A 16,665-nucleotide genomic window follows, 5' to 3' on the forward strand; every position below is an offset into this window, starting at 1 on the left:
GAAGCTACCGTCATGATCGAATAGGCAAACCGTGCAGTCGCCTCGACGATGATCGGCCCGGTTGTATTGGGAAGAATCTCGACAAACATGATGTACAGATGCTTTTCCCCCCTGATACGCGCAGCGGACACATATTCCTGATTCTTCTCCGTCAAGAGTACGCCACGGGAAACACGTGCCGTCGCCGGAACGAATGCGATTGAGACGATGAGCGTCAGTGATACGATGGAGGAATCCCCGAGTATGCCGAGTACCACCATGGACAATACCAAAGGAGGGATCGCCATCAAGATATCCATCAACCGGAGAAATGTTGCGTCCACCTTGCCTCCGAAATACCCTGCACTGAAACCGAGGATCACACCGATGAAGGTGGAGACCAAGGAAGTCAATAATGCAACGGTAAGGATGGACCTGCTTCCGTAGATGATGCGTGAAAGAATGTCACGTCCCAGACTATCAGTACCCAAAACATGTCCATGGACTCCCGGACCGGCCATTTGGTATTCAGAGTCCATTTGTGTATGTGTGAATGGCAACACCGAAGGTCCGATCAAGGCGGCGGCCAACCAGAAAACCATGATGGCAATTCCAACGATGGCCAGAGGATTTTTTTTCAGGATATAGAGAAAGTATTTCATTTCCGGCCCCCTTGGAATCGGATTTTCGGATTGAGATAGCTGTACAGGATATCGGTTATCATGGTGGATACTGAGTAGATAACCGTGATCAACAGCACGCATGCCTCGATCAAGGGGACATCACGGGTCTTGATTGCGGTCATCAACAAAGAACCCATCCCAGGAAAGCCGAACAAGGTCTCGACCACGACCAATCCTCCAAACAACCATCCCATATTCATTCCGATGATCGTAATGGTGGGAAGCATTGCATTCTTCAATGCATGTTTGAAAATGACGTATCGTCGGGGCATCCCTTTCAGTACGGCCGCACGGATATAATCGGAATGCATGACCTGAATCATGGAAGAGCGTTGCATTCTTGAGACATAGCCGAACATGACGAACGTGATGGAAAGCGCGGGCAATACCAGAATATTGAGATTCTCGAACAGGCTCTCCCCTATGGGAATCACGCTGACAATGGGAAACCAATCCAGTTGGACGGCAAAGAGGGTAATCAGAAACACACCGGAAATGAATTCCGGAAGGGCCATGGTCGCCAACCCAAAGAAAGAGATGATCGAATCGGTAGGCTTTTTTTCCTTGACCCCTGCGACCACTCCCATAAAGATGGACAGGGGGACGAACATGAGGAAGGCCGTCAAGGCAAGTACCAAGGAATGGCCTACCCTTCTCCACAATATTGAATTGATCGCAACGCCCTGCATGTAGATCGATTGACCTAGATCTCCGACCATTACATGGCTGATCCATCTGCCATACCGTTGGAGCATCGGATCATCGAGTCCACGCGCCTGACGCAATGCGGCAACCGCTTCTTTTGTGGCACTCTGTCCGAGAATCATCTGCGCAACATCGCCCGGCATGATCTCCACCAGGACGAAAATGAGCAACGACATAACAACCAGGGTCGCGAGAAGCGACCCCAGTCTACGAAGAATGATGCTTGCTGTTCTATTCATCGCACATCCATATATTTATACTGCGGGAGCATCGTCAAAGGCTGACGATATCCATCCACCCTTTTGTTGATCGCGACCAGATAGGGAACCTGTACGTTGATCAGTGGACCATCTTCGTAGAACACATCCTGCAACTGATGATAGTAACCGGTTCTGACATCTGCATTGGGTTCAGTCGAGATTTTGTTGATCAACGCATTGATTTGCGGGTTGTTCAGATGCGACTCATTCCAAGGCGCTCCACCCTTGAATGCGAGGGACAACAACATGGACGGGTCGATGCGTCCACCCCAACCTGTGATGGAAAGCGGGACATTCAACCAGTACTGGGAAAGATAGACGTCTCGGGTATATCCCTTCAACTCGATGGTAAAACCACCCTCGGAGGCAAGTTCCTTGACTGTCTGAGCCAATTCCTTGCTGAACGGGTGATCGGAAGCATAGTAAAGGGGAACGGATACTCCATTCGGATAGCCGGCTTCTGCAAGCAGAGCTTTCGCCTTAGCAACATCGCGTGTACGCAAGGGTCTGTCCTTGTATTCCGCCAGTGCATTCATGATCGGAGTCTCGTTGTAGAATACGCCGTCATTCAGATCCATCTTGGCCACACTCTTGGCAATAACCTGGGGATCCATCGAATATTTCAAGGCAAGTCGTACGCGATTGTCATCGAAGGGCTTTCGGTCAACCGCCATTGAGATGAAGCGTTGTTCCTGATACGGGGAAATGACCGAAATCGTATCGTTTCCTTCCAATCTGTTCTTGATGACCGGGGTTACGAATGGAACGACATCCACTCGATCGGATTCGAGCATCGAGATGCTTGCATCAATGTCTGCGACGAAGTAGATCAGGATCTTGTCGATCTTCGGAAGACCTTCCGCCCAATAGTTGGGATTGCGCACCAATATCGCCGATTCCTTGGGAATCATCTGCTGCAGGATATACGGTCCGGTGCCCATTGGTTTGGTTTCACCAAGATTGGCATAATCATACTCGCTGGAGAGTATGGGCATGTTGTAATCGGTCATTTGATACACGAAAGTCGGTCTGGCTTCGGAAAGATGGATTACCATCGTATAGTCATCCGGAGTATCGATGGATTTCACCACTTCAAAATCAGCTTTCTTCAAATGCCCGACCGCAGGGTCCTGCGTCCTTTCGATGGTGAACTTCACATCCTTTGCCGTAAAGTCGGAACCATCCTGGAATTTCACGCCCTTGCGGAGGTGAAATGTCCAATCCGTTCCGTCGTTCGTTTCCCAACTGGTTGCCAGTACGGGATCCAATTCACCTGTCTCTGCATTGATTTCTGCCAAGTATTCATAAATTGATGAATTCAGGGAAAACGCCTGTCCATCCCATACTCCGGGGGTAATCAACCCAGGTACTTGTTCGGCGATGCGAATGCTTTTCTCATTCACGGCTGCTTCTTTGGCACCGGTGGCGAAGACCATCGGGATGGCAAGGGTCAGCAGGACCAAGATACTGCTTATCGTTCGTTTCATAACACCTCCTCAGAATGCATGATCGGGTATGTGGCATACAGGGTTTTTATGAAAACAGAGGCCGACTTCCAGCCACATACAATTGGCACGCTTGTCGATAAAGCGCGTTCTATTACGTTCTCTGTTTCTGACAACTTTATTATTTATCCAAGTTGTCACATTGTCAACCCACGCCTACCTCTCCCAAACTTGGCTGGTTTTCGCAAGGAAATATCCAATGATAGATTTCATTTTTTGTTATATGTTATAGTTTTAACAATCTCAAGATATGCTAGACAATATCGATTCAAAGTTAGCAGGAAACCAACGATAAGGAAAATTATTTTTCCAGTTTTTCTCTTTGTATGCATATAGTATACATATTCTGTACATTTTCTTGTATACAAGTATCCAAATTTCTGTCTCCTACGCATTCCTTGCTCAGAGCAAAAAAATAAGCCGGCCCCGAATGGGGAACCGGCTTGAGATACTCTCGTTTGGTACTGGAATTATCTCTGTCGAGCCATCATGGTATGCAGTCCACCACCATTCTCCACGTTGGTGAAACCCATCTGATTCAATACCCGCATGCCATAGCTTGAGCGGGCACCAGATGCACAATAGACAATGATCTTCCGGCTCTTGTCCTCGAAGTTTTCCGCCCAGTCTGCAAGATCGTCCAGCCCGACATTGATGGCACCGGGATATGCACCCATGGCGAACTCCATCGGCGTGCGTACATCGATGATCAGCGGTCCAGCATTCTCTTCCTGCTTCTTCTGCTCTTCCTCTTTCTTGGCATTCCCGTCTTCCTTCTTGTCCTGTACAGACTTGCGCTCGACGGCGAACTGACCGACGCTCAGATACTGATACCCGATGGCACGTGCATATCGTTCAAGACTGAAATACCCGCCGCTGAGGTTGAATACTTGGTCGAAGCCCGATCCTTTGAGCATCCTCAGTACGACATGGCCTTTCTGTCCATCGTCGCTGATGAGCAGAATCGGATGGTCGTGCGGAATCTTGTCCAGATTCTCCCTGAGCTGGGTCTGGCTGAGGTTGTTGCTTCCTCGCAGGTTGGCTTTGGCAAAGCTGATCGGATCGCGCAGATCGATGGCAATCGGTTCATTCTCAAGAATGAACTGTTCCACGTCCTGTGCAAGCACCGAGGGGCTGAATCCGTTTGTGTGGTTGACTGCGGTGAATGCAGCCATATTGATCGGGCCGTTTGGCGAATTGAACGGGGGAGCATAGGCAAGATCGAGTTCAGCAAGGTCCTCGATGGTGAGCCCGCCGGCAATTGCCGTGGCCAATACATCGATCCGCTTGTCTACTCCGACCCTCCCGGCAACCTGTCCGCCGAGCACCTTCTTGGTCTTTCTGTCGAAGATCAACATCAGGCTGACTTTCTGGGAATTCGGATAGTAGGCGGTATGGCTGGCCTTGTGCACCACCACGGCATCGGCTTCGAATCCTGCATCCTTGGCAGAACGCAAGCTCATACCCGTCGATCCTGCGACCGCATCGAATACCTTGACGACCGAAGTGCCCGAAGCACCTTTATACGTACGATTTCCACCTACAGCATTCTCTCCGACAATACGTCCCTGGCGATTTGCAGGACCGGCAAGCGGCATGCGTACCGTCTTTCCCAACACGTTGTGGGTGATCTCCACCATATCGCCGGCAGCATAGATGGAAGGATCGCTGGTTCTCAGAGATGCATCAACCTGCAGGCCTCCGGTGGAGCCGACTTCAAGACCAGCGGCCTTGGCCAGCTGCAAGGTGGGTCGTACACCGACCGAAAGCAGTACAAAATCGGTATCAACGGTAGAACCATCATTGAGTACCACCTTGGTGTCCTCAATGGCATGCAGAGACTTGCCGAGCTTGAGCTGAACGCCGAAGTCCATCAACTCCTTGGTGATGAAACCAGCAAACTCCCCTTCCAAATTGGGCATTACCTGGGGTGCCATTTCCACCAAAGTCACGTTCATACCGCGTTTGGTCAACGCCTCGACCATCTCCAGACCAATGAAACCCCCACCGACTACCACGGCTTTCTTGGGTTCCTTTTCTTTGATGAAGGTATCGATCGCGTCCATATCGGCAAGCGTCCAAAGCTGGAATACATGGCTTTTGTCAACGCCCGGAAGCGGGGGGACGACAGGCTTGCCGCCTTGGGCAAGAATGAGTGTGTCGTAGGAGAAGGTTTGTTCCTTTCCCGTCTTCGTGTTTTTGGCTTTTACTTTCTTCTGTTCCCTGTCGATCTCAAGCGCTTCCGTGTGGGTATGCACCTTGACTTTGTACTGCTCATCAAAGGTCTCTTCACTTGCAAGGATCAGGGAAGAACGGTATGCAATGTCTCCTCCCAGATAATACGGAAGTCCGCAGTTGGCGAAGGAAACATCAGCTCCCGCCTCCAGCAGAGTGATATTCACGTCATTGTCCAGTCTTCGTGCTCTTGCAGCTGCGGTAGCGCCTGCAGCCACTCCACCAATAATTAAAAGGTCTTTCATCCTATTTCTCCTACGTTCTAACGGGCTGAATATAGTATAATTATTTGTTAGTGGCAAGTATTTCTCAATATTTTTTTATTCATTCCTTTTGAATTCTCTTTTCCTTGTTTTTGCTCAAGGGTAAATCGTAGCATTCTGTCATCGATCGCCATAGCCATATTTCAAATTCCAGCATTTATTCAAGTTAGGATTAAAACCATACGTATGTTCCACCAACATTGTACCTTTTGTGCGTGATGCACGCTGGCTTTTTTCCTAAAACACCAACCTGATTGGATTTCAGAAGAAGAACCCAACTCCAAGTGTTGTATATGTCGTGCCCACCAATGCTCCCACATTCAAGGTAGGAATATCATTTGCATCAGGGAACAAGTGTATTGCAGCCAATTGATACCGCAAACCAAACTCTCCTACCAACCCAAGATGTTTGTCGAAACGATGTTCTACACCTACCCCGATCTTTCCTCCGTAGTACTCGAATACTTTGAGATTATCTTGGATCAATTGCTGGATTTCCGGTGTTATCATATCCTCACTTCCAACTTGAGCGCTGATATTGACAATTGGTATGAGTTTGGAGACGTTCCCTTTCACGAAAAGCCTGGTTGGTTTTTCCCCAAGCAGTATTTTCACTCCAACAGAGGGAAAAAGCAGAGCGCCTTCTGCTTGCGCATGAATGTCTTCATCAAATAACATCCGGGATGTATCTATAGCCAATGTATTGATATAAACAAAATCAACACCTGTTGTAAGTACTAAAGGTCCAAGTTCAAGCCCGAATTCTGCCCCTTGCAAATCATTGACTGAACGAATTTCATTGATGGTAAAGGAAGCGCCAAACACGGTCATTGGCATTGCGAGAAATAAAACCAGAAGGATCAACTTGGGTTTCCGCATAATACACCTCTTTCTCCATATGTTCCAACCGAATTCGCCGAACCTAATAGTAGGATATCAACAGGCCTGATTGCGGTTAGGGAAACGATGTTAGAATGTGCAGGAATACCACTAATACAAATAACTATGCTATTAGCATAACACTATAATTTTCATACTGTAAAGAAAAAAGTTCTGTTTTTTCTGAAATATAGAATATCTTTTAATTGTTTTTTTAATAAACTAGTAAGATAATATCACCAGAAGCACAACAAACAATGAGAGAGTACTGAACTTTTATGAATGTTGCCTCCCCACTCTTCCTTTGCTATTGATATATACAGGCATTCCACAAATCAGCCGACAGCATGTGACACTAGAAATATCTTGTGGCATGGGGAAAAGCAACCTGATGAAGGACCCAATCAGGTTGGAATCTTGCTTGATTCTGATGGAGGAAGTCTATGAAGAAACGCATCATTCTCATTTCAATCGCATTAATTATCTTTTTGAGCGGATGTGATTCGGTATTACAATTTTTTACTGGTTCAAATGACGAAGAACAGAAATCTTATATTTATCAGAGCGATGACAAATCAGTAACGGTGGTTTCAGCCAATCCCAAACCTGCAGATATCAATAAAGACGGATTCACCTTCAACGTATCGCTGAATCTTCCTTACAATGCAAACGGTTACTATGTTTGGATTATCCCTGAGGATTTCTATTCCCCAGATGTACTTCCTGGGGAAGTTGATGCATGCTGGTATTTACCCAGCCGCAGATATAGCGCTACCTCAAATGATGTTATTGGTGGGGGTTGGCTTAGTTCCTACAATTCGTCCACTCGCAAATTTACACACATTCGAGTGGGGATTATCTATACGTGGAATATTATTGTTGCAAAAGTAAACACAGACTTAACTCAAACGGATATATTCGATTCTGTTTTCAAGTATAGAGTTGAAGAAATATAGAATGCAATATTCCTTTTCGATGAAGAGAGAAAGCCTGTAAATCACCAAAACTTTGCGTTACTGACTATTTGAAAATTGATGAACGTCGAGCAACATCAAGACCATATGAGCAGAATATTGCCCAGTTTCTCTCTTGTTTTTCAATAGGTTCTCAAATAAATAATCCCAGCCCTACCAACTATCTATCTTACAGGGATACAATTTGTTGAAATATCTTGCCATGTCTGTTTACTCCAGAATCCTGAGAGTACACAGATATGGATGTATTCCCGCCAAACAAAGGACAGGTACCCTACCCCTTACAAATGGGGGTTTTTCCCTCCCTCGGCTTCAGAAGCAACCGAACGCGGAAACATCCATCCTCCACCTGATAGATCAGTTCAGCATGATACTTCGCAGCGAAGGCACATACGCTTCTGGTTCCGAAGCCATGGCCGCTTGTTTCACTGACCGGAAGGCCCGATGCATTCAACACTACCGTTTCACTGCAGGGATTGGATATCTCCAAAGCAAGTCTGCCAAACTGCCTTGAGATGAAGCGGATACCGCCTTCCCTCCCCTGTGATCCTTTGATCGCATTCTCCAAGAGATTGGCTACCACCAACGCCAGTTCCAAGGAATCGACAGGAAGTTGATCGGGAATGGTGATGTCCACTTCCGTCGGTATGCCTTTTTCCTTAGCCAGATCGACGTAATATCGGGTGATGGCATCCACTGCCTTGTTTTCACAGTATGATCGTCGTACAACCGATACTGGTTCCGTATGCTTCTGCAGAAAGGTTACGGCTTGTTCGACTTCGCCGTGTTGCAGCAAGCTCAGCAACATATTGTTGAAATGTCTTCGGTCGTGTGCTGCTATGCTGTTTTGATAGGCTATTTGGTCCATGAGTTTCATTCGCTCGGTCAAGTCTGCCACCGCCTGGGCAAACAAGGCGCGTTCATGCTGGATGTTGAGGTTTTCCGTTTCCAAGGAATGCAGGGTATCCAAGCGCTTGAGCGAGTAAAAAACAGTACCATAGGAGGCGATACTCAACAGGACCAGAAGATACAGAGGTATTTTTGCTCGAAGCAGGGTATGTTGGATGTCTGCTGTTGCAGAGAAGTAATAGGCAAAATTGAAGAATATGGAAAGGATCAAAAAGGAGAACATCGGCCAGTGGGCTGATGCGCTCTGATATTGGGGAAGCAGATAGAGTTGGAATAAGAGGATCAAAAGGATATAGAGCACCAGGCGGAAGATGGTATTGATATATTGCGGGTAAGGAAAGAACCTGCTGAGAAAGAAACTGAGGAGGGTGATCATCATCATGCTGTTGAGTGTGGTCAGGTAGTTAAATGTCCATTGCAGCCAGCTTTCTTTGGAAAGAGGTTTGAGGCAGATTCCCATAATGATGAAGGTGACGAGATTTGCCTGGGATACACTCGTCAAATCTCCATACAGATAAAAATAACAGGTGTTGGCCATATCAGCGACAAAGATCAGCACTGCAGCCAAGACTGTGGAACTGTATCCGTGCTTCGGCTTGGTCAGGGTGAACAGTAACAGGACATTCATGACCGAAGTGACACTACCTCGGATGAGATTCGGGATGAGTTCGCTCATTGATTCAGCCCTTTTGCAAATATATAATCCAGATAAGTATCCCGTACTGTACTATACTGCTTGGCGACAATGGGTACCTTGGCGCCACTACACAGGCGGAACCAGTTCTTGTCAAATCCATCAACCCAATCCATGTTCAGGACGAAGGAAACATGAGGGCGGATGAACCGTTTGTCCTGCAGCAGGGGTTCGATGTGACTACCGAAGGTTCCCCTGATGACTTTGGTAGTGACCGTCCTTTCCCCGCAAAGCGAATATGTCACGGCATGTTTGGAATATTCACAAAAAAGGATTTCCGAAAGCTTGAGCACTCTGATGCCGTCATGGGTTTTCACCAGGTGAATGGTCACTTCGGTCTCTTTCAGCTTCGTCACAGCCAATGCGAGCGTTTTGAAGAATTGTTGCTTGTCGATGGGTTTGATCAGATAATTGATTGGGTTTGCTGCGAAGGATTGCAGGGCGAAGCTTGGTTCGTAGGTGGCAAAGAGAATCAAGGCTTCCTGGTCTCTTTCCCTGATCGCCTTCCCCACTTCTATTCCATTGAGCATGGGCATGACGATATCAAGGATGTACAGATGAAATCGTTTTGATTCACAGACTCGTAATAGTTCATCAGGATGAGAGAATTCAAGGACTGTTGCATATAGATGATTTTTCTCAAGGCATTCATAGGTATAGGAAGACAAAAGCGCAAGCTGGACCGGATCATCATCACAAATGGCAATATCAAGCATACTTCGTCCTTGCAACATAAAAACCAATTCAAAGACCTAACTTTACTTGATATTTTGGCAGTTGTCTATCAAAAACAGAGCTACATGACAATTAACCAACAATGCAATATTTCTCAATCTTGTTTGCGAAAACCCTCTGGACAGTATCATGATATTTCCGTATCATAGTCAAAGTAACTCGGGCGCGTAACTCAGCGGGAGAGTGCTACCTTCACACGGTAGAAGTCGTTGGTTCAAACCCAATCGCGCCCAACAAGCAACTGACTCTATCATAAAGAGTTGGTTGCTTTTTTTGTTGGTGGAGAATTCGAGAAAAACTCTTCGGGGTATGTAAAGGGGTATGCAGAGGCGCTATGAACAGTGAGTTAAACGGAGTGCAAAAGAGTATGAACTACTATCTCACAAAGCGGAAGAAAGCCAAACGCAGTTACTTCTATGTGAATTTCTCGGATCCTAATGATTCTCGAAAGGTCCTTCTCTCCATGAGTGTGGAGCTGCTTCGACGGAAACTTGGTGTCAGCAACAAACTGCCGATCACCAGAGAGAAAGAGGCGTACGTCATTGTTGAACGTGCGATTGCTGAAGGAATCATCAATCTTGATCGCGACACAAAAAACTTCATTGAGTATGTCAGTGATTTTTGGGATTTTGATAACTCTGAGTATATCAGAAGACGCAACCAAAAAGCTCCCAATAGCATTGGAAAAGATTATGCCATGAATATGTTGGGCAGTTTCAAGACGCATGCCAAACCCAATCTTCCACCACGGTTGAACCTGCATGAAGTCACTGCTCAAAACATAGAGAAGGTTATCGACACCCTATTGGATCAAGGCAAGCTCTCGAACGCTACGGTGAAAAGAGTCGTTCAAAGCATGTCGGTTCCTCTCAAGGAAGCCACCAGGAAGAAATGGATAGCCCATAATCCCATGGATGGTGTTGAATCGATTGCCAATACCTACGAGGAACGCGGTATTTATACCATAGAGGAAATCAAGAAAGTACTTGATTACTTATATCGCAAGGCGACCGTAGGGACGATTGAAATAAAAGAAGCCAGGGTTCCAGATGTCGACAAGACTGGCAAAGCACAGTTTAAAGAAAAAGAATTTTCAGTAAAAACAACCATGCAACCATTCCTTGCAACTTCTCTGGCTGCCTATACGGGTATGAGAGCTGGTGAGATCCGAGCACTTACGTCTGATCAGATCGAGTTGGTGGATGAGAAGTTTGGTATACTGACAGTCGACCGGGCATACAATGATTATGCAAAGGAAAAGTCCACCAAGGGCAAGCGCACCAGAAAAGTCCCAGTGCCCAGGGCCCTTTGTGATCAATTGCTGGAAGAAGCCAAAAAGAACCCCCATCCCGGTAGCAAATGGGTATTTTGGTCGAAGAAAAGTCCAAATAATCCTGTTGCATCCAGTTTCTTCCTCAAACAATTCTACACGGCCTTGAAATACACGGGTATCGATGAAGATGCTCGTAAGGCTCGTAATATTGATTTCCATAGCCTCAGGCATACCTTCAATTCCAACCTCAGGGGAAGGATCACAGAGAAAGCCCTGAGGGCTGTTGTTGGGCATGAAAGTGAAGCAATGAGCGATAGATACACCCATGGGAGCGATGAGGACATCCTTGCTGTTGGAGGTGTTGTGGATGAGATGTTTGGAGAAACAAAACAGGATAAAAAACAGAACCAAGAAAAGGTCGTGAGGTATGAATAGAAATTTTGTAAGTCAATTAGTGTTTTCTATTGGTCAGAATATGATGAGTTTGGTTCGTAGGAATATCCCCAACTACAATACATCAATTGATGCCATGTGGTTAGCAATGACGAAACTAAAAATGACCATACATGCACGATTTTTATCTCAATTGCTCCAGGATTTATTCAATGAATACAATCCAATAATGATGGCTGAAGATTCTGCAGAGAAAATGCAACACTTATATAATCAAATATGGAACAATTGCTATGATTATGAAATACCTCTTCACCGATATAAATTCAGCCAGTTTTGGGATGGACTGGTTGAGTTTAAAAAAATTGCAATTGAAGATCTACCCAAGTATGAAGATGCAAAGGTTCAAATATTTATTCTGTGGAGAACTGTTGGTAACCTATTTTACAGTGGAGAAGAGAGATACTATGACGACTATAATATCAAGCAAGATAGCGAGTTTATAAGCGGTGCCATCAATCAAGGTTGCTCGCATACACATTTGGATAGGGTAATTTCATTGATTTACAGTCTGGATTATATCCCTGTACATCCGAATTGGAAGGATAGTCCGGTACCAGCAATACTGAAACCTTTTTGTAATCCACAAGAATTGAGTAAGAAAAAACCTGATATACATAGGAGCCAATATGGTAACCGAACCTTAGGCGATGTTTGGGAAGACTATTCAACCTTACAGTTTGTCGATAAAAGTATTCCCAAATATATGGTCTTGTTGCGTGATGTTGATAATGAATTAGCACAGGCTTTAGGGGAGCTTTCAAATACATATGTGAATGTCATTAAAGTGCTTGGAGATGATAAGGATCTTAATGGAAGACCATGGGATTCTCAGACTCCTATCGATCCCAATCTACTTGCAGCAATCGAAGAAACCATGCAAAAGGTCCTATCGAAGAGATTTGGAACCAGCGAACAAACAGAGAAAGACCCTTGGGCAAATTATGACTATACTGTTTGGGAAACGATAGCACTCGAAAACAAGCTTCTTAAACGTGATCTTTCTCAAGTTGGAATATACAATATAGCTGTACGCTCCATGAATGGGTTCTTGACTGGGCTTGAAAAAGGAGTCAGAGCTTACGCTGCCAACCATAGTAAAAATGATGAAGAAGCTACTTCTCTATATTTCCAATTTTTTCCAACTTATAATCAACTCTCCGAAAAAATTAGAAAAGCTAATGGCCAAAAATATGGAAAAAGGTCTTTTGAATCTATAAAGAATTCTGCCTATCACTGACAGTAGTAGACACTAAGAAAAAAACTACAAGAAAGACACAACTTTTTCCGTATATCTATGCCGAGGAAGGTTCCCTACTATTGAGACAAATCAAGCGATGCAGAAGCAATCGCAACTGTGAGGAGTCTCAATGAGTCAAGTTTTTCAAAAGAAAAGATTTTTAAACGTCAAAGAAGTAGCCGATCTTCTCAGTATTGCAGAAAAAACGGTTCGAAAGTATGTATGGCTCAAGACTATTCCCTATACAAAAATCGGTGGGCATGTCCGATTTGACCAAGAAAAAATACTGGCTTGGATTGAGGAACGTGAGGTCCAAACTCTGGATGAAATCCGTTATGGGAATTTGAACCGGAGAGGCAAATAGTTGCATGCCAAAACACTACAAATCTGATCAGAGTGAATCACCATCCAAGTCAGTGCTCTCTAGTCATATCAGCTCAATTGATCTTGCAAATCTTTTTATTAAGAAGGAATTGAGCGAGACAGAAGAGATTAACCCAGAGAAGGTCTATACAGTACCGACTTTCATGGCTGTTGTTCTGAGGACACTCTCAGAAAGATTCATCTGGACTGGCAATCGTTCAGAGGCCTCTTTTCTCGAAGACTTGATGGAAAAGTTTGGCAGCAAGTGAGGATCTCTGTATGAATAAAATTCGAGATCATTATTTCAGTCACGATGCAAATGCATCCAGGGATGAAAAGATTCTGAAGATGCGCGAACAGTTCGGCGTTCGAGGATATGGCTTGTTTTGGGAGATCATTGAGTATTTGTTTTCTTCGGGAGGAAAAGCAGAACTCAACTACAAGATGGTCTCTCTGGCCATCGGTGAAGATGTGAGGACTGTGAAACCATTCTTGATTGCTTGCATCGATGTCTTTCAGTTGTTTGAGTCAGATGGTCAAACCTTTTGGTCCAATCGGTTGCTTTCTGATATTGATCGAATTGTGAAGACTTCTCTGAGGAATAGCAGAGCTGCACGTGTCAGGCATGATAAAGACAAGAATAAAGACAATCATGTAATAGAATTAAGTAATCATCCCATCACAATAACAGAATGCGCATGTACTGCGAATGCAGAGCGTTCGGATTGCGAGCGAACTGCCATAGATAAGATAGATAAGAAAGAAGAGATAGATATATGTAGTAATAAAGATGCAGAGAAAGGAAAAGCTGCAAAAACAACCAAACAGCCTATGCGGTTTTGTAAACCCACAATCGAGGAGATCCGAGAGTACTGCATTGAGAGGAATAATACTATTGATGCCCAGCACTTCATGGATCACTACGAAGCAAATGGATGGGTTGTAGGCAAAACTGCAATGAAAGATTGGAAAGCATCTGTCCGCAACTGGGAACGTAATGCCATACGCACACCGGCTATAACAAAAGCTTCCTATGACCCGTACAAAGGATTGAGGATACGAAATGAATGCTGAACAGTATTTCATCGGGCAGATTTTTTGGAATCCGATGATTCTAAATAAGGTCTGTGTTGCTCAATCAGATTTCTTAGGCGAGAAAGAGCAGGCAATATTTTCTGCAATGTTGAAATTATCTGCTGATGGCTCTGCTGTTGATGAATTGAGCGTCTCAAAACTGAGTGGCATCCCAATAAATGAAGTCCTCGGATATAAAACCGGAAATATCATTACCTCAACATGGGAACATTATCAGAAAGAGATTATCGATACTGCCAGAGTACGAGTGATCAAGAAGGTTTCAGAAAGTATCTGTTCAAGCAACCTTTCAGCAGACGCTTTGCTTGAGATGTTCGACTCTGCAACAGAACAAACCAGGAGTCGTTCTATCTTTAAACCGATACCATTACCTGTTTTGATAGAGAATAGTATTACTGAATTGCAGCTACGTGCTGATAGCAAGAAGATGCCAGGTCTTACCACCGGATTCAAGAGTTTAGATCTTGCCTTTGGAGGATTGCAAAAGACCAGGTTGTACTACATCGGGGCAAGACCTTCCCAAGGAAAGAGTACGCTACTGATGAACCTGGCTCTTAACTGTGATGCTCCTTGTATTATCTTCTCTGCAGAATCGAGCGGAAAAGAGATGGCCGATAGGATGATCATTCGTCAAGGAAGAGTAAATAGTCGAAATTACTACAATGGAACGCTGCATGAACAGGATGCAGAAAGAGTGATAACAGCGAGTAGCTTGTTGTTTGAGAAAAAGAACATCATCATTCACGATGAACCAAACATTGCAATCGGACGGTTGGTAAGCATTGCTCATGATGCGAAACGGTATAATAAAGTCGAAGTTGTTTTCATCGATTATATTCAACTGCTTTCTTACAGCGATGCAAGTAGACCAAAAAATGAACAAGTATCAGAGGTTTCCAAACGATTGAAGCAACTTGCACGAGAGTTGAATGTACCGGTTATCTGTGCAGCACAACTCCGAAGGGATGCAGAAGGAAAAAAGCCACAGCTTTCTGATTTTTCTGATTCAACACAAATTGAACGTGATGCAGATGTAGCAATCATGATCTACAACATTATGGACCCGGATGGAACTGTTGAAGTGGGGAGAGAAACTTATCTTTGCATCCAAAAAAATAGGGATGGCCAACTTGAAGATGTGCGGGTGGATTTCTTGCCACAATTCATGCATTTCCAAGAATCAACCAACTATTCTAAAAGCCGATGATGCACACGGTTTTTTAGAGAAACGAAGAAGCTGGGAGGATTAGTAGAACAATGTCAGAGACGAAAGAAATATCCAACCCGTCTTGGGAACGGCAGGAAGGCGAATCATCAAAAGCGTATGCTGCTTTTTGTATATACCGAGATTATGGGGTTGATCGTTCGATAGCGAAAGTAGTGCAAATGTATGGCGAAAACGGTACATCAAAGGCGCAGTTGTTTCGTTGGTCCTCAAAATACTCATGGGTTCAGCGATGTAATGGCTTTGATACTTTCACAGAGCAACAAAGAAGGAAAGAAATAACAGCATATAGGCAGAAGATGTCAGAAAGGCATGCTCAGAATGCAAGAGCAATCCAGGAAAAGGCATTGTATGCTCTCAAGAATGTTGATCCTTCAACATTGTCGAATTCTGAACTGTTGAAATACCTGGAATCAGGAATGAAGATCGAGAAAGAAGCTATAGGATATTTGCCAGTACCAGAAGAAACCCCTGTGCTAATTAAGGAACGTGCTAAAGAGAACAAGATGGCAGATGACTTGCTTGCTCAGGTTGATATGTTTCTGAGTAAGTTTGGGAAGCCGTCGCAATCTGAAGAATTACATGATAGAAATGATTCAGACTAGTCAGGTTTGGTTTAATAATTCGAATTTATAAAAGTTTGAACTCTTAGATAAAAGTCTCAAACGTCTAGCATCATGCCCGTTTGAATATATGTTTGAAAATTTCAAGTACCAGAAATAAATTTTGTTGACATAAGACATAAACTGATAATATCGTTACAGTCAGGTTATGTCATTTTAGTTTGCATCTTTCTGGAACCAATTATGAGGCTTGTCAGAAATGTAGTATCTGTATGGAATTTCACCAAGGAGTTGCTTATGGAAGTACATGGAAAAGTAAGTATTAGTGGAGGGGCGCTCCTACTGTGGAGGACGTTTTGAACGTTTCCTGAGGCTACGGCTTAAGACAAGAGGATGATTGATTTCAGAGGTGAGATAGGAGCGAAGGGGGTCATACCCCCTCCTCCACAGTACATTACCAAGGAATAGTAATGGGTATTATAAGTGATCTATTTTCCACAATACTTGTTAGGCGGCAAATTGTTTTATCAGGAAGACGACCGAAAGTTGCAAAATGCTTTGGTAAGTGTAGCCTAAGCATGGTACAGTAGTTGCACATTCTCCTAGAAAGGAAAAGGAGAGGGCTTCCCGAC

Annotated in this window: 15 protein-coding genes and 1 tRNA gene; 9 read left to right on the forward strand and 7 right to left on the reverse strand. The window is 44.6% G+C overall.

Annotation, left to right across the window (positions count from 1 at the left end; translation table 11 throughout):
* The 5 genes from AB7C91_RS01440 to AB7C91_RS01460 all read right to left on the reverse strand — a co-directional run.
* The coding region (locus tag AB7C91_RS01440; RefSeq protein WP_428588702.1) for an ABC transporter permease at nucleotides 1-641 on the reverse strand (641 nt) is incomplete at its 3' end.
* Nucleotides 638-1,606 (reverse strand): ABC transporter permease, encoded by a 969-nt coding sequence (locus AB7C91_RS01445; protein ID WP_332448260.1) that lies wholly within the window; start codon nucleotides 1,604-1,606, stop codon nucleotides 638-640. The genes AB7C91_RS01440 and AB7C91_RS01445, both read right to left, overlap by 4 nt.
* A complete protein-coding gene (locus AB7C91_RS01450; protein WP_332448261.1) occupies nucleotides 1,603-3,114 on the reverse strand; it encodes an ABC transporter substrate-binding protein in 1,512 nt (503 codons plus the stop codon). The genes AB7C91_RS01445 and AB7C91_RS01450 overlap by 4 nt, the downstream gene beginning before the upstream one ends.
* Before the next feature lie 488 nt (nucleotides 3,115-3,602).
* Entirely contained in the window at nucleotides 3,603-5,612 is a 2,010-nt protein-coding gene (locus AB7C91_RS01455; RefSeq protein WP_332448262.1) for an FAD-dependent oxidoreductase, read from the reverse strand.
* 279 nt (nucleotides 5,613-5,891) lie between these two features.
* Nucleotides 5,892-6,509, reverse strand: coding sequence for a hypothetical protein (locus AB7C91_RS01460; RefSeq protein WP_428588707.1), 618 nt, complete (start codon nucleotides 6,507-6,509; stop codon nucleotides 5,892-5,894).
* Between the two features lie 443 nt (nucleotides 6,510-6,952).
* On the opposite strand from AB7C91_RS01460, the gene AB7C91_RS01465 reads away from it, so the two are divergent.
* Nucleotides 6,953-7,465 carry a hypothetical protein gene (locus AB7C91_RS01465; protein ID WP_428588710.1) on the forward strand — a complete coding sequence of 171 codons (513 nt, stop codon included), beginning with the start codon at nucleotides 6,953-6,955 and terminating at the stop codon, nucleotides 7,463-7,465.
* A gap of 292 nt (nucleotides 7,466-7,757) precedes the next feature.
* Here AB7C91_RS01465 and AB7C91_RS01470 read toward each other — a convergent pair whose 3' ends face one another.
* Complete coding sequence (locus tag AB7C91_RS01470) at nucleotides 7,758-9,068, reverse strand: GHKL domain-containing protein (protein ID WP_332448265.1); 1,311 nt, start codon at nucleotides 9,066-9,068, stop codon at nucleotides 7,758-7,760.
* Nucleotides 9,065-9,802 (reverse strand): LytR/AlgR family response regulator transcription factor, encoded by a 738-nt coding sequence (locus tag AB7C91_RS01475; RefSeq protein WP_428588714.1) that lies wholly within the window; start codon nucleotides 9,800-9,802, stop codon nucleotides 9,065-9,067. The genes AB7C91_RS01470 and AB7C91_RS01475 overlap by 4 nt, the downstream gene beginning before the upstream one ends.
* 180 nt (nucleotides 9,803-9,982) lie before the next feature.
* Here AB7C91_RS01475 and AB7C91_RS01480 point away from each other — a divergent pair.
* The 8 genes from AB7C91_RS01480 to AB7C91_RS01515 all read left to right on the forward strand — a co-directional run bounded on the left by AB7C91_RS01480 (nucleotide 9,983) and on the right by AB7C91_RS01515 (nucleotide 16,075).
* Nucleotides 9,983-10,054: transfer RNA gene (locus AB7C91_RS01480), tRNA-Val, on the forward strand.
* Nucleotides 10,055-10,188: 134 nt separating this feature from the next.
* Entirely contained in the window at nucleotides 10,189-11,529 is a 1,341-nt protein-coding gene (locus tag AB7C91_RS01485) for a tyrosine-type recombinase/integrase (RefSeq protein ID WP_428588717.1), read from the forward strand.
* Nucleotides 11,522-12,787 carry a hypothetical protein gene (locus tag AB7C91_RS01490; RefSeq protein WP_428588720.1) on the forward strand — a complete coding sequence of 422 codons (1,266 nt, stop codon included), beginning with the start codon at nucleotides 11,522-11,524 and terminating at the stop codon, nucleotides 12,785-12,787. The genes AB7C91_RS01485 and AB7C91_RS01490 overlap by 8 nt, the downstream gene beginning before the upstream one ends.
* A gap of 130 nt (nucleotides 12,788-12,917) precedes the next feature.
* Nucleotides 12,918-13,151, forward strand: a complete 234-nt coding sequence (locus tag AB7C91_RS01495) for a helix-turn-helix domain-containing protein (protein WP_428588723.1) — start codon at nucleotides 12,918-12,920, stop codon at nucleotides 13,149-13,151.
* Between the two features lie 4 nt (nucleotides 13,152-13,155).
* Complete coding sequence (locus AB7C91_RS01500) at nucleotides 13,156-13,419, forward strand: hypothetical protein (protein ID WP_428588726.1); 264 nt, start codon at nucleotides 13,156-13,158, stop codon at nucleotides 13,417-13,419.
* Between the two features lie 10 nt (nucleotides 13,420-13,429).
* Nucleotides 13,430-14,224 (forward strand): Lin1244/Lin1753 domain-containing protein, encoded by a 795-nt coding sequence (locus AB7C91_RS01505; RefSeq protein ID WP_428588729.1) that lies wholly within the window; start codon nucleotides 13,430-13,432, stop codon nucleotides 14,222-14,224.
* Nucleotides 14,214-15,452: a DnaB-like helicase C-terminal domain-containing protein gene (locus AB7C91_RS01510; protein ID WP_428588732.1), complete on the forward strand. Its 1,239-nt coding sequence runs from the start codon at nucleotides 14,214-14,216 to the stop codon at nucleotides 15,450-15,452. Before AB7C91_RS01505 ends, AB7C91_RS01510 begins: the two co-directional genes overlap by 11 nt.
* A gap of 50 nt (nucleotides 15,453-15,502) precedes the next feature.
* Nucleotides 15,503-16,075, forward strand: a complete 573-nt coding sequence (locus tag AB7C91_RS01515) for a hypothetical protein (RefSeq protein WP_428588735.1) — start codon at nucleotides 15,503-15,505, stop codon at nucleotides 16,073-16,075.
* Nucleotides 16,076-16,665 lie beyond the last annotated feature (590 nt).

The sequence above is a fragment of the Sphaerochaeta sp. genome, assembly GCF_050256055.1.
GTDB lineage: Bacteria > Spirochaetota > Spirochaetia > Sphaerochaetales > Sphaerochaetaceae > Sphaerochaeta.

What these genes read in the sequence shown, in the direction of transcription:
- AB7C91_RS01445 (WP_332448260.1), bottom strand. Translation starts at nt 1,606, where the DNA reads ATGAATAGAACAGCAAGCATCATTCTTCGTAGACTGGGGTCGCTTCTC.
- AB7C91_RS01450 (WP_332448261.1), bottom strand. Translation starts at nt 3,114, where the DNA reads ATGAAACGAACGATAAGCAGTATCTTGGTCCTGCTGACCCTTGCCATC.
- AB7C91_RS01455 (WP_332448262.1), bottom strand. Translation starts at nt 5,612, where the DNA reads ATGAAAGACCTTTTAATTATTGGTGGAGTGGCTGCAGGCGCTACCGCA.
- AB7C91_RS01460 (WP_428588707.1), bottom strand. Translation starts at nt 6,509, where the DNA reads ATGCGGAAACCCAAGTTGATCCTTCTGGTTTTATTTCTCGCAATGCCA.
- AB7C91_RS01465 (WP_428588710.1), top strand. Translation starts at nt 6,953, where the DNA reads ATGAAGAAACGCATCATTCTCATTTCAATCGCATTAATTATCTTTTTG.
- AB7C91_RS01470 (WP_332448265.1), bottom strand. Translation starts at nt 9,068, where the DNA reads ATGAGCGAACTCATCCCGAATCTCATCCGAGGTAGTGTCACTTCGGTC.
- AB7C91_RS01475 (WP_428588714.1), bottom strand. Translation starts at nt 9,802, where the DNA reads ATGCTTGATATTGCCATTTGTGATGATGATCCGGTCCAGCTTGCGCTT.
- AB7C91_RS01485 (WP_428588717.1), top strand. Translation starts at nt 10,189, where the DNA reads ATGAACTACTATCTCACAAAGCGGAAGAAAGCCAAACGCAGTTACTTC.
- AB7C91_RS01490 (WP_428588720.1), top strand. Translation starts at nt 11,522, where the DNA reads ATGAATAGAAATTTTGTAAGTCAATTAGTGTTTTCTATTGGTCAGAAT.
- AB7C91_RS01495 (WP_428588723.1), top strand. Translation starts at nt 12,918, where the DNA reads ATGAGTCAAGTTTTTCAAAAGAAAAGATTTTTAAACGTCAAAGAAGTA.
- AB7C91_RS01500 (WP_428588726.1), top strand. Translation starts at nt 13,156, where the DNA reads ATGCCAAAACACTACAAATCTGATCAGAGTGAATCACCATCCAAGTCA.
- AB7C91_RS01505 (WP_428588729.1), top strand. Translation starts at nt 13,430, where the DNA reads ATGAATAAAATTCGAGATCATTATTTCAGTCACGATGCAAATGCATCC.
- AB7C91_RS01510 (WP_428588732.1), top strand. Translation starts at nt 14,214, where the DNA reads ATGAATGCTGAACAGTATTTCATCGGGCAGATTTTTTGGAATCCGATG.
- AB7C91_RS01515 (WP_428588735.1), top strand. Translation starts at nt 15,503, where the DNA reads ATGTCAGAGACGAAAGAAATATCCAACCCGTCTTGGGAACGGCAGGAA.